The sequence below is a fragment of the Pseudomonas sp. GM17 genome (assembly GCF_000282175.2).
GTDB lineage: Bacteria > Pseudomonadota > Gammaproteobacteria > Pseudomonadales > Pseudomonadaceae > Aquipseudomonas > Aquipseudomonas chlororaphis.
The window spans coordinates 183,721-196,181 of record NZ_CP124732.1 but is presented as its reverse complement, the minus strand read 5'-3'; the positions used below and the strand labels follow the sequence as shown (position 1 = coordinate 196,181).

The window sequence follows — 12,461 nt, the reverse complement described above, 5'->3', positions numbered from 1 at the left end:
CTCGACGGTTTCCTAAAATTTACCGATGGTGAGTGTCGCCAGCCGGTCGCTGAAAGTGGCGGACCTGGATCTGGAAACCATTACGTAAACCTACATACAGACTTTCTCCGGGAACCAGTCCCGCAGCGGTGGCCCAGCGGGCCAGATCATCCTGGTCAAACCCCAGCCAGAGATCACCGCAGGCCTCCCTGGCCCAACTCTGGTTGTGGCTGCACAACTCTGTCACTAACAGGCTGCCGCCCGGTTGTAGCAAACCGGCCAGGCGCTTGAGCGCATCGGCCGGCGCGGCGAAATGGTGCAGGACCATGTTCAGCACCACGCAATCGGCCGCCAGGCTCACGCCATTCAGTGCATCGGCCAATTGCAGGCTGACGTTAGCCAGCGTTTCGCGTTCACAGACCTGGCGTGCCAGTTCGAGCATGGCCGGGCTGTTGTCCAGCGCGGTCACCCGGGCGAAACGACGGGCCAGTTCCGGCAGGAAACTGCCATCCCCGGGGCCGACTTCGATCGCCGTGGCGGTGTCCGTGAAGTTCAGTTTGTCGAGCAGCGCCAGCACGCTTTCGCGGTACTGGGGCAGTCCTGCGATCAGGTCCTGCTGGGCGCGAAACTTCTCCGCGACCCGTGAGAAAAAGTCCTGGCTGGCGGCCGCCCGCTGGCGGTGCACCAGGCCGATACGCGATTGCACTTCGCCGGGCAGCGTCAGGTTGTCCACTTCATCCAGCAGGGCGGCGTGCAGCCTGCCGCCCAGCAGTTCGGTGTGGGGCAGGGCGCGCCGGTAGAAGATCGCGTTGCCTTCGCGGCGGGTTGCCACCAGGTCGGCCTGGGCCAGGACCTTCAGGTGGTGGCTCATGCCGGATTGGCCGATGGCGAAGATCTGTGCCAGTTCCAGTACGCCGAACGAGTCGTTGGCCAGCGCGCGCAATACATTCAGCCGCAGCGGGTCGCCGCCGGCCTTGCACAGGGCTGCCAGCTCGTCGCAGTCGTCATGGTTCATGGAGGGCGCGCGTAAATTCATAAGGCCAGCAGTCTAGTGACGCACCCCCAACCTCGCAAGATCAATATCAAAAAGTTTTGATATTGCTCGATAGATGGCACTTAACGCAGGTCCCTGGGTTCTACAAACGAACTGCGGAATGGTTTCATCAGGCGATTGCCCCTTTATCGACCGGAAAAACGCGCCAGAGTCATTATCTGTCATTGCCCCCGCCTACCGGCTGAGGGAAAATGCACGCCTTTTTCCGATTCGTTTTTATTCAACCCGACTTAGATAACCCCCAGGAGATCAGCGATGCCAAGCCGTCGTGAGCGTGCCAACGCCATTCGTGCCCTCAGCATGGATGCCGTGCAAAAAGCCAACAGCGGCCATCCCGGCGCCCCTATGGGGATGGCTGATATCGCCGAAGTACTTTGGCGTGACTATCTGAAGCACAACCCGAGCAATCCATCCTTCGCCGACCGTGACCGCTTCGTGCTGTCCAACGGCCACGGCTCGATGCTGATCTACTCGCTGCTGCACCTGACCGGCTACGACGTCACCATCGACGACCTGAAGAGCTTCCGCCAGCTGCACAGCCGCACCCCGGGCCACCCGGAATTCGGCTATACCCCGGGCGTCGAGACCACCACCGGCCCGCTGGGCCAAGGCCTGGCCAACGCCGTGGGCTTTGCCCTGGCGGAAAAGGTCCTGGCGGCGCAGTTCAACCGTCCCGGCCACAACGTCGTCGACCACCACACCTACGTGTTCCTGGGCGATGGCTGCATGATGGAAGGCATCTCCCATGAAGTCGCTTCCCTGGCCGGCACCCTGGGCCTGGGCAAGCTGATTGCCTTCTACGATGACAACGGCATTTCCATCGACGGCGAAGTCGAAGGCTGGTTCACCGACGACACGCCAAAGCGTTTCGAAGCCTACAACTGGCAAGTGATCCGCAACGTCGACGGTCACGACCCGGAAGAGATCAAGACCGCAATCGACACCGCGCGCAAAAGCGAGCAGCCGACCCTGATCTGCTGCAAGACCACCATCGGTTTCGGCTCGCCGAACAAGCAAGGCAAGGAAGACTGCCACGGCGCGCCACTGGGTGCCGAGGAAATCGCCCTGACCCGCGCCGCGCTGAAGTGGAACCACGGCCCGTTCGAAATCCCGGCCGACATCTATGCCGAATGGGATGCCAAGGAAGCCGGTCGCGCCGTCGAAGCCGAGTGGGACCAGCGTTTCTCCGCCTACTCCGCCGAATTCCCCGAGCTGGCCAACGAACTGGTGCGTCGCCTGAGCGGCGACCTGCCGGCCGATTTCTCCGAGAAGGCCGATGCCTACATCGCCGAAGTCGCGGCCAAGGGCGAAACCATCGCCAGCCGTAAGGCCAGCCAGAATGCCCTGAACGCGTTCGGCCCGCTGCTGCCGGAATTCCTCGGCGGTTCGGCCGACCTGGCCGGTTCCAACCTGACCCTGTGGAAAGGCTGCAAGGGTGTCAGCGCCGAAGACGCCAGCGGCAACTACATGTACTACGGCGTTCGCGAGTTCGGCATGACCGCCATCATGAACGGCGTGGCCCTGCACGGCGGCCTGGTGCCTTACGGCGCGACCTTCCTGATGTTCATGGAGTACGCACGCAACGCGGTACGCATGTCGGCCCTGATGAAGCAGCGCGTGATCCATGTCTACACCCACGACTCCATCGGTCTGGGCGAAGACGGCCCGACGCACCAGCCGATCGAGCAGATCGCCAGCCTGCGCTGCACCCCGAACCTCGACACCTGGCGTCCAGCCGATGCCGTGGAATCGGCGGTGGCCTGGAAAAACGCGATCGAGCGCAAGGACGGTCCTTCGGCGCTGATCTTCTCCCGCCAGAACCTGCAGCATCAGACCCGCAATGCCGTGCAGATCGCCGAAATCAGCCGCGGCGGCTACGTGCTCAAGGACTGCGCAGGCGAGCCTGAGCTGATCCTGATCGCCACCGGTTCCGAAGTCGGCCTGGCGGTGCAGGCATTCGACAAGCTGACCGAGCAGGGCCGCAAGGTGCGTGTGGTGTCCATGCCATGCACCAGCGTGTTCGATGCCCAGGACGCCGGCTACAAGCAGTCGGTCCTGCCGCTGCAGGTCAGCGCCCGTATCGCCATCGAGGCCGCTCACGCGGACTACTGGTACAAGTACGTCGGCCTGGAAGGTCGCGTCATCGGCATGACCACCTACGGCGAGTCGGCGCCTGCGCCGGCCTTGTTCGAAGAGTTCGGTTTCACCCTGGAAAACATCCTGGGTCAGGCCGAAGAGCTGCTGGAAGACTAAAAAAGCGCGAATGCGGTGGCCTCTGGTCGCCGCATCACTTTGTAGGAGCGAGCTTGCTCGCGATGGTCGTCAACGATAACGCTAGCTATCTGGATAACCGCGTCGTCCTGAAGTCCATCGCGAGCAAGCTCGCTCCTACAATGGTTTTGTATCGCTCATGAAGTTGTCGGCTAACGAGAACCCCATGCCTCAACCGCGTCCCTACAAAGTTGCACTCAACGGCTACGGCCGGATCGGTCGTTGTGTCTTGCGTGCCCTGTTCGAACGGGGGGCTGCGGCCGGGTTCGAGATTGTCGCGATCAACGATCTGGCCGACATGGCCAGCGTGGAATACCTGACACGTTTCGACTCCACCCATGGCCGGTTTCCCGGCGAAGTGAAGGTCGACGGCGACTGTCTGCATATCAATGGCAACTGCGTGAAGGTCCTGCGCAGTGCCACCCCCGAAGGCATCGATTGGGCGTCCCTGGGCGTCGATCTGGTGCTCGAATGCTCCGGCGCCTATCACACCCGTGAAGACGGCCAGCGTTTCCTCGACGCCGGTGCGCCGCGGGTGCTGTTTTCCCAGCCGATGGCCAGCGAGGCGGATGTCGACGCCACCATCGTCTACGGCGTCAACCAGGACTGCCTGACCGGTGACGAGCTGCTGGTGTCCAACGCGTCCTGCACCACCAACTGCGGCGTGCCGCTGTTGCGCCTGCTGGACCAGGCCATCGGTCTGGAATATGTGTCGATCACCACCATCCACTCGGCGATGAACGACCAGCCGGTGATCGACGCCTATCACCATGAAGACCTGCGCCGCACCCGTTCGGCGTTCCAGTCGGTGATCCCGGTGTCCACCGGTCTGGCGCGCGGTATCGAACGGCTGCTGCCGGAACTTGCCGGGCGAATTCAGGCCAAAGCTGTGCGCGTGCCGACCGTCAACGTGTCCTGCCTCGACATCACGATGCAGACCGTGAGCGATACCGACACCGGCGAAGTCAACCGGATCCTGCGCGAGGCCGCCACCAGCGGCCCGCTCAAGGGCCTGTTGGCCTATACCGAGTTGCCGCACGCCAGTTGTGATTTCAACCATGATCCGCATTCGGCGATCGTCGATGCCAGCCAGACCCGTGTTTCCGGCCCGCGGCTGGTGAACATCCTGGCCTGGTTCGACAACGAATGGGGTTTTGCCAACCGAATGCTGGACGTTGCAGGACACTATCTGCAAACAGCCGCACCCAAAGCTGTCTCTTAACTTCCCGTTTCCAAAAAAACAGTAACCCAGGAATTGCGACCCATGACCGTGTTGAAGATGTCCGACCTCGATCTGCAAGGTAAGCGCGTACTGATCCGCGAAGACCTCAACGTCCCAGTCAGGGACGGTGTTGTCACCAGCGATGCGCGTATCCTGGCTTCGCTGCCGACCATCAAGCTGGCCCTGGAAAAAGGCGCGGCCGTGATGGTCTGCTCGCACCTCGGCCGTCCGACCGAAGGCGAGTTCTCCGCCGAGAACAGCCTCAAGCCAGTGGCCGACTACCTGAGCCGTGCCCTGGGTCGTGAAGTGCCGCTGGTGGCTGACTACCTGGGCGGCGTCGACGTCAAGGCCGGCGACATCGTGCTGTTCGAGAACGTGCGCTTCAACAAGGGCGAGAAAAAGAACGCCGACGAACTGGCCCGGCAATACGCCGCCCTGTGCGACGTGTTCGTGATGGACGCCTTCGGCACCGCGCACCGCGCCGAGGGTTCGACCCACGGCGTGGCCAAGTTCGCCAAGGTCGCCGCTGCCGGCCCGCTGCTGGCTGCCGAGCTGGACGCGCTGGGCAAGGCCCTGGGCGCCCCGGCCAAGCCGATGGCGGCCATCGTCGCCGGCTCCAAGGTGTCGACCAAGCTCGACGTCCTCAATAGCCTGAGCCAGATCTGCGACCAACTGATCGTCGGCGGCGGCATCGCCAACACCTTCCTCGCCGCTGCCGGTCACCCGGTCGGCAAGTCGCTGTACGAGCCGGACCTGCTGGATACCGCGCGCGCCATCGCCGCCAAGGTCAGCGTGCCGCTGCCGGTGGACGTGGTGGTGGCCAAGGAGTTCGCCGAAAGCGCGACCGCTACCGTCAAGCTGATTGCCGAGGTGGCGGCCGACGACATGATCCTGGACATCGGCCCGCAAACCGCGGCGAACTTCGCCGAGCTGCTGAAGTCGTCGAAGACCATCCTGTGGAACGGTCCGGTCGGCGTGTTCGAGTTCGACCAGTTCGGTAACGGCACCAAGGTGCTGGCCCAGGCCATCGCGGAGAGCGCGGCGTTCTCCATCGCCGGCGGCGGCGACACCCTGGCGGCCATCGATAAATATGGCGTGGCCGAGCAAATCTCCTACATTTCTACCGGCGGTGGCGCTTTCCTCGAATTCGTCGAGGGCAAGGTGCTGCCGGCGGTCGAAGTCCTGGAAAGCCGGGCCAAGGCCTGAAGCCCCAATGGCCAGGCAAGGGAGTGTTCATATGGTCAAGACGTTACCGCTGTTGATCGTCGCGGGCTTGCTGGCCGGTTGCGGTAGTCAGCCTGCCCAGTCGGAGCCCGAGTCGGGAGAGCCTGAGAGAGGTTGCTATCAGGCCGACTGGCAGGCCGAGACTGCGCCGGTGATCAACAAGCGCATGGGACCCGATGGTCTGGACAAGTACGAGACTCCAGCCAAGGCCAAGGAACATGGTTGCCCTTGACGGGTCTGATTCGATAACGCGTTGTGCTGGCGGCCGTGGGCCGTCAGCCGAGGAACACCGATGAAAGGCTTTATCGCCGTGGCTGCGCTGGGATTGCTGGCAGGTTGCGCCAACTTCGACCTGTTCAAGCCGGCCGAGACGGACAACTGGACGACCTGGGTATGCGACAGCCAGGCGCAAGTGGTCTGGCGCTACACCGACAGCAGCCGCAAGGAAGTCGATGTGCGGTTGGGCGGGGCCGATCAGGTCTATCGCCTGAAGCTGGAGCCGAGCGGTTCCGGTTCGCTGTACAGCAACGACATGCTGGCGTTTCACGAAAAAGGTGACGAAGGCCTGGTTTACTGGGTCGCCACCAACGATTTGATCGGCCGCGGCTGTAAAGCGCCGTAGGCCTGTAGGAGCGAGCTTGCTCGCGATGATCGTCAACGATAACGCCATCCGTCTGGATGATCGCGTTGTCCCGAAGCCCATCGCGAGCAAGCTCGCTCCTACAGTAGTAATAATGCCGGCAGGCCGGGTTGACCCCCGATCTGCAATCACTTGAATAGCAGCCGCCGCTACGGCAGGCTTGCACGATTAACGACCCTCGACCGGGAGAGATACACAATGGCACTCATCAGCATGCGCCAGATGTTGGACCACGCAGCCGAATTCGGCTACGGCGTTCCAGCCTTCAACGTCAACAACCTTGAACAGATGCGCGCCATCATGGAAGCAGCTGACAAGACTGACTCTCCGGTGATCGTCCAGGCTTCGGCCGGTGCCCGCAAATACGCCGGCGCGCCTTTCCTGCGTCACCTGATCCTGGCGGCGATCGAAGAATTCCCGCATATCCCGGTGTGCATGCACCAGGACCACGGCACCAGCCCTGACGTCTGCCAGCGTTCGATCCAGCTGGGCTTCTCCTCGGTCATGATGGACGGCTCTCTCGGCGAAGACGGCAAGACCCCGACCGACTACGAGTACAACGTTCGCGTGACCCAGCAGACCGTGGCCATGGCTCACGCCTGCGGCGTTTCGGTGGAAGGCGAGCTGGGCTGCCTGGGTTCCCTGGAAACCGGCATGGCTGGTGAAGAAGACGGCATCGGCGCCGAAGGCGTGCTGGACCACAGCCAGATGCTGACCGACCCGGAAGAAGCCGCGGACTTCGTCAAGAAGACCCAGGTCGACGCCCTGGCCATCGCCATCGGTACCAGCCACGGTGCCTACAAGTTCACCAAGCCGCCTACCGGCGACGTACTGGCTATCGACCGCATCAAAGAGATCCACAAGCGCATCCCCAACACCCACCTGGTGATGCACGGTTCGTCTTCGGTTCCGCAAGAGTGGCTGGCGATCATCAACCAGTACGGCGGCGACATCAAAGAAACCTACGGCGTGCCGGTTGAAGAAATCGTCGAAGGCATCAAGTACGGCGTGCGCAAGGTCAACATCGACACCGACCTGCGCCTGGCGTCCACCGGTGCGATGCGTCGCCTGATGGCCACCAACCCGAGCGAGTTCGACCCGCGCAAGTTCTTCGGCGCCACCGTGACCGCCATGCGCGACGTGTGCATCGCCCGTTACGAAGCCTTCGGCACCGCTGGCAACGCCTCGAAGATCAAGCCGATCTCCCTGGAAGCGATGTTCCAGCGTTACCTCAAAGGTGAGCTGAACGCCAAGGTCAACTAAGCCTTTGTGTTGAACGAAAAAGCCCGCAGCGATGCGGGCTTTTTTGTGTCTGTGGCAAACACCTCATCGTGCAGGAGCGAGGCTTGCCCGCGACGAGGGCCTGACATTCGCCATGGATGTCGCCAGGCAGACCGCTATCGCGGGCAAGCTTCGCTCCTACAGAAGATCAGGTTTCGTTGTGATCGATATCCAGCTTGTAGAAGGTCACCTTGCCGCCTTCGGTGGTGTAGCCGGTGTTGTCCTGCACGTACACCCCGGCCTTGAAGTACAGCGGCTTGTCGCGCCAGGTGCTGCTGAGCTGGGTGTCCCATTGATAGCCTGCGGCGCTGACGCCCAGGGCACCGCCCGGGCTCAGGTGGATCAGGTAGGAGAACTCGCGGTCCAGCGGCACGTTTTCGGCGACGATGATCACCCGGCTATCGGTATCGTCCGGATGCATGCGGACCTTGGCGACTATGTTGCCGCTCTGGGTGGTGGTCTTGTACTGGTACTCGACCTTCACCAGGGGCTTGGTGCTGTTGTAGGCGTGGATCTGGCCGATGACGATCTTGCCCGTGGACGGCACCTGGTTCACCGCCAGGGTGGCGTAGAGCAGGTTGTCGGCTTCCGGGTAGGTCCAGTTCTTCAGGGTGCCGTTGGAGTAGGTTTCCCGCAGCTCGCTGCGCGGGTAGATGGCGTTGGCGGTGCGGGAACCGGTGACGGGCGACCAGAAGAACAGGGTGCCGGTGTCGGAATGGAAATATTGATCCTTGAAGCCATCCACCAGTCGGGGGGTGTCGATAGTCGCCGGTGGACTGCCTTCGGGAATGCTCAGATTCCAGGTTGCGAGGTCGATCATAGTCAAAGCTTCCCGATTTGATGCCGGATAAAAAACCGACAAAGGCTTTAGCCTGCGCTTTTGAAGGCGATCTTTATAAGCGTAGAAGGGGCTTTTGTTAATGCCCGTCCGGCGGATAATTGGCGTCAACCATCTGTCGAAAAAACACATCCACCGGTTTCAGCAGCTATGGGGCTGACCGTTAGTCGGGTGCCTCGGGCTTTGGCTAAATGATGGCGCTGTGACAGCTTCTGCTTTGTTGGATCCAGGTCTAGAGTGAAGTCTCAGTATTTGTCCGGTCTTGTTCGCAGGCCGACCCTACACAGACAAGAGAAGCAGCATGGAATGCGCGCAAACTCGGCCAGGTGAAGCCCGCTCGGTCTTACTGATTGTTGATGATTACCCCGAAAATCTGCTCAGCATGCGTGCACTCCTGCAGCGCCACGACTGGCAGGTCATGACCGCCGCCTCGGGTGTCGAGGCCCTGGGTCTGTTACTGGAACACGACATCGATCTGGTGTTGCTGGATGTACAGATGCCGGAAATGGACGGTTTCGAAGTCGCCCGCTTGATGCGCGGCAGCCAGCGAACCCGGCTGACCCCGATCATTTTCCTCACCGCCAACGAGCAGTCCAAGGACGCGGTGATCAAGGGCTACGCCAGCGGCGCGGTGGATTATCTGTTCAAGCCGTTCGATCCGCAGATCCTCAAACCCAAGGTGCAGGCGCTATTGGAGCAGCAGCGCAATCGCCGCGCACTGCAGCGCCTGAGCCATGACCTGGAGAGTGCCAGGGCCTTCAATGCCTCGGTGCTGGACAACGCCGCGGAGGGGATTCTGGTGGTGGATGAGGGCGGGGTCATCCGCTTTGCCAACCCGGCGATTTCCCGCTTGCTCAACGCTCCGGTGAATGAGCTGGAGGGGGCGTGGCTGCTCGACTATCTGCAAAAGCCCCATGTGCCGCAGTGGGCCGAATCCGAGCTGTATGCCAGCTATCGCAAGGGCGAGACCTACCGCCTGCACGACGCCACGTTGCGTACGGCTCCGGGCCAGCAGGTGTCGGTGGCGTTGTCCTGTGCGCCGCTGCCGAGCGAGCAGAAGGCGATGGTGGTGACCTTGCTCGACATGTCGGAAGTCCGTCATCTGCACCAGCAACTGGAATACCAGGCAGTGACCGACCCGCTGACCGGCCTGCTCAACCGTCGTGGCTTCTACCAGACCGTGGAAAGCCTGTTGTTGCGCAGCGAGCGCTCCGACAAGTCGTTGGTGCTGCTGTACCTGGACCTGGACGGATTCAAGCGGGTCAACGATTCCCTGGGGCATGACGCCGGGGACCGGGTGCTGCGCTGGGTGTCCGAACAGATAAAGGCCTGCCTGCGCTCCTTCGACATCCTGGCGCGCATAGGCGGCGATGAGTTCACCGCTTTGCTGGAGCTGGAGTTTCCGGAACAGGCGGCGAAGATTTCCGAGAAGCTCATCGAGCGCATATCGATCTGTCAGCAGTTCGATGGCCTGGAGGTCGCGCTGGGGGCCAGTATCGGTATCGCCATCTACCCCGATTGCGGTTCCAATCTGGATGGCCTGATGCGCGCGGCGGACATCGCCATGTACGAGTCCAAGCGTGCCGGGCGCCAGCAATATCGTTATTACGACCACGAAATGAACGGCCGTGCCCGCTCGCGGCTGATGCTCGAGGAAAGCGTGCGCAGCGCGGTCGAGCACAAGGAGTTCAACCTGGTGTACCAGCCCCAGGTGGCGATTGCCGATGGGCGCCTGCGCGGTTTCGAAGCCCTGTTGCGCTGGCGGCATCCGAGTGTCGGCGATGTGCCGCCGGGGTTGTTTCTGCCGCTGCTGGAGGAGGCGCGGCTGATCAGCCGCCTGGGGAGCTGGATCTATCAGCAGAGTGCGAGCCAGCGGGCGTCCTGGAAAACGCTGTTCGCCGAGCAGACCGTGCTGGGCGTGAGCTTGAGCGGCACCCAGTTCGCCATGCCGAACCTCGCCACCGAACTGCGCCAGGTCCTGGAACGCCATGGCCTGGAACCTCGGCAGTTGGAGGTCGAGATCACCGAAGACGCCCTGACCCAGAACCTCGACGAGTCGCGCAAGCAGCTACGCCTGTTGCGCAGTCTCGGGGTGCGGGTGGCGCTGGATGACTTCGGTTCGGGCGCCTGTTCGCTGGCCCACCTGCGGGATCTGCAGCTCGATACCCTCAAGCTCGACCGTCACCTGATCGCCAGGTTGCCGGATTCGGCACGAGATGCGGCGCTGGCGCGCTGCGTGATCGACCTGTGCAAGGCGTTCGGCGTGCTGGTGATCGCCGAGGGCGTGGAGACCCTGGAGCAGTACCGCTGGCTGCAGGCCAACGGCTGCGAGTACGTGCAGGGCTTCCTGGTGGCCCGGCCGTTGATCGCCGCGGATGCCGAGCGCTTTGCCGAGCCTTTCGACTGGAGCGCGTTGCCGGGTTGAATTCGCTACACTGGCGGCCTTTCGTGATTGCGTTGCCGTCCCATGACCGCGTTGAAATACCTCCAGGCCTATCCCGCCACCCTGCAAGAGCAAGTGCGCCAGCTGATTGCGCAAGGGCGGCTGGGCGATTACCTGAGCCAGCGGTACCCCGGCAAGCACGGGGTGCAGAGTGACAAGGCGCTGTACGGCTATGCCCTGGAGTTGAAGCAGGAGTACCTGCGCAACGCCCCGGCCATCGACAAGGTGCTGTTCGACAACCGCCTGGACCTGACGCACCGCGCCCTGGGCCTGCACACCACGATCTCGCGGGTCCAGGGCGGCAAGCTCAAGGCCAAGAAGGAAATCCGCATCGCTTCGCTGTTCAAGGAGGCGGCGCCGGAGTTCCTGCGCATGATCGTTGTCCACGAGCTGGCGCACTTCAAGGAAAGCGAGCACAACAAGGCGTTCTACAAGCTCTGCGAGCACATGCTGCCGGGCTATCACCAACTGGAATTCGACCTGCGGGTCTACCTGACCTGGCGCGACCTGCAAGCCAGGGCAGGTGGTTCCGAGTAACCCTGCACAAGGAACGGGCGATGGACGTGAGCAAGACCAAGAGCAGCTTTTACCGCCGGCTGTATGTGGCGTACCTGATCGACAGCGGCCTGGCCAGCAATGTCCCGGCCCTGACCGAGGCCACCGGCATGCCGCGGCGCACGGCGCAGGACACCATCGCCGCCCTGGCGGATCTGGATATCGTCTGTGAGTTCGAGCAGCAGGACGGCGCGCGCAATCATGCCGGCAGCTATCGGATCAAAAGCTGGGGTGCGATCGACAAGGGCTGGATCGAGGCGAACCTGTCGCGGATCAAGACGGTGTTGGAGTATCCCTGAGGGAACTCGGCAGCCGATCGATGCGAAGGCGAACCTGCTGGCGCCAGCAGGTTCGCGATGACGCTATCAGCTTCGGCGCATGCCGATATGCGGAATATCGTCTTCCAGGTACTCCTCGCCCACGACGTTGAAGCCGTAGCGCCCGTAATACCCCTGCAAATGCGCCTGGGCCGACAGATAGATCGGCATCTGCGGCCAGCGTTTCTGCGCCTGTTTCAGGGCGTGCTCCATCAGTTCATGGCCCAGTCCCTTGCCCCGCGCTTGCGGGGCGATCACCACGCGGCCGATGACCACGTCGCCGCCCTGGGAGGTCGGGTCGAGCAGGCGCAGATAAGCCACCAGCTGGTCATCGTCCCAGGCCATCAGGTGGCAGGTGTCGCCTTCCAGGTCCTGGCCATCGACTTCCTGGTAGGCGCATTTCTGCTCGACCACGAAGACTTCGGTACGCAACTGCAGGATCGCGTACAACTGCTCCTTGCCCAGATCGGTGTGGTGTTTGCAGACCCATTCGATTGTCATCGTTTCATCCTTTGGAAAGCGGTGCCCGGATGTTAAGCGCCTGGCGGGTGGCTTGTCTTGTCTGGCGCTGGAGTGGCGTTTCTGTGAGGTGGGTCAAAATGCCATCATCGCATTGGTTCGTGGCGGTCTTCTTTGT

General features: G+C 62.3%; 12 protein-coding genes. 9 read left to right on the top strand and 3 right to left on the bottom strand.

The window, feature by feature from the left end:
- Window positions 1–19 precede the first annotated feature (19 nt).
- Window positions 20–1,015, bottom strand: a complete 996-nt coding sequence (locus tag PMI20_RS00850) for an ArsR/SmtB family transcription factor (protein ID WP_037033913.1) — start codon at window positions 1,013–1,015, stop codon at window positions 20–22.
- Between the two features lie 273 nt (window positions 1,016–1,288).
- On the opposite strand from PMI20_RS00850, the gene tkt reads away from it, so the two are divergent.
- The 6 genes from tkt to fba all read left to right on the top strand — a co-directional run bounded on the left by tkt (window position 1,289) and on the right by fba (window position 7,653).
- Window positions 1,289–3,286, top strand: coding sequence for a transketolase (gene tkt / locus PMI20_RS00845; RefSeq protein ID WP_007922335.1), 1,998 nt, complete (start codon window positions 1,289–1,291; stop codon window positions 3,284–3,286).
- A gap of 184 nt (window positions 3,287–3,470) precedes the next feature.
- Window positions 3,471–4,526: an erythrose-4-phosphate dehydrogenase gene (gene epd, locus PMI20_RS00840; RefSeq protein WP_009045982.1), complete on the top strand. Its 1,056-nt coding sequence runs from the start codon at window positions 3,471–3,473 to the stop codon at window positions 4,524–4,526.
- 42 nt (window positions 4,527–4,568) lie between these two features.
- Window positions 4,569–5,732 (top strand): phosphoglycerate kinase, encoded by a 1,164-nt coding sequence (locus tag PMI20_RS00835; protein ID WP_007922318.1) that lies wholly within the window; start codon window positions 4,569–4,571, stop codon window positions 5,730–5,732.
- Between the two features lie 31 nt (window positions 5,733–5,763).
- A complete protein-coding gene (locus tag PMI20_RS00830; protein ID WP_007922316.1) occupies window positions 5,764–5,982 on the top strand; it encodes a hypothetical protein in 219 nt (72 codons plus the stop codon).
- Window positions 5,983–6,042: 60 nt separating this feature from the next.
- On the top strand, window positions 6,043–6,372 hold the full coding sequence (locus PMI20_RS00825; protein ID WP_007922315.1) for an MliC family protein: 330 nt from the start codon (window positions 6,043–6,045) through the stop codon (window positions 6,370–6,372).
- A gap of 216 nt (window positions 6,373–6,588) precedes the next feature.
- The gene (gene fba, locus PMI20_RS00820) at window positions 6,589–7,653 is read left to right on the top strand and encodes a class II fructose-bisphosphate aldolase (protein WP_003229012.1); all 1,065 of its coding nucleotides are present in this window, start codon (window positions 6,589–6,591) and stop codon (window positions 7,651–7,653) included.
- A 166-nt stretch (window positions 7,654–7,819) separates the two neighbouring features.
- Here the strand turns inward: fba and PMI20_RS00815 are convergent, their stop codons facing one another.
- The gene (locus PMI20_RS00815; RefSeq protein WP_007922313.1) at window positions 7,820–8,491 is read right to left on the bottom strand and encodes a polysaccharide lyase family 7 protein; all 672 of its coding nucleotides are present in this window, start codon (window positions 8,489–8,491) and stop codon (window positions 7,820–7,822) included.
- 319 nt (window positions 8,492–8,810) lie between these two features.
- On the opposite strand from PMI20_RS00815, the gene PMI20_RS00810 reads away from it, so the two are divergent.
- The 3 genes from PMI20_RS00810 to PMI20_RS00800 are packed head-to-tail and all read left to right on the top strand — an operon-like array spanning window position 8,811 to window position 11,806.
- Window positions 8,811–10,934: a putative bifunctional diguanylate cyclase/phosphodiesterase gene (locus PMI20_RS00810; protein WP_007922311.1), complete on the top strand. Its 2,124-nt coding sequence runs from the start codon at window positions 8,811–8,813 to the stop codon at window positions 10,932–10,934.
- Window positions 10,935–10,976: 42 nt separating this feature from the next.
- Window positions 10,977–11,489, top strand: a complete 513-nt coding sequence (locus PMI20_RS00805; RefSeq protein ID WP_007922309.1) for a M48 metallopeptidase family protein — start codon at window positions 10,977–10,979, stop codon at window positions 11,487–11,489.
- Window positions 11,490–11,509: 20 nt separating this feature from the next.
- Window positions 11,510–11,806: a winged helix-turn-helix domain-containing protein gene (locus PMI20_RS00800; RefSeq protein ID WP_007922307.1), complete on the top strand. Its 297-nt coding sequence runs from the start codon at window positions 11,510–11,512 to the stop codon at window positions 11,804–11,806.
- A 66-nt stretch (window positions 11,807–11,872) separates the two neighbouring features.
- Here the strand turns inward: PMI20_RS00800 and PMI20_RS00795 are convergent, their stop codons facing one another.
- Window positions 11,873–12,325: a GNAT family N-acetyltransferase gene (locus PMI20_RS00795; RefSeq protein WP_007922299.1), complete on the bottom strand. Its 453-nt coding sequence runs from the start codon at window positions 12,323–12,325 to the stop codon at window positions 11,873–11,875.
- Between the last annotated feature and the right edge of the window lie 136 nt (window positions 12,326–12,461).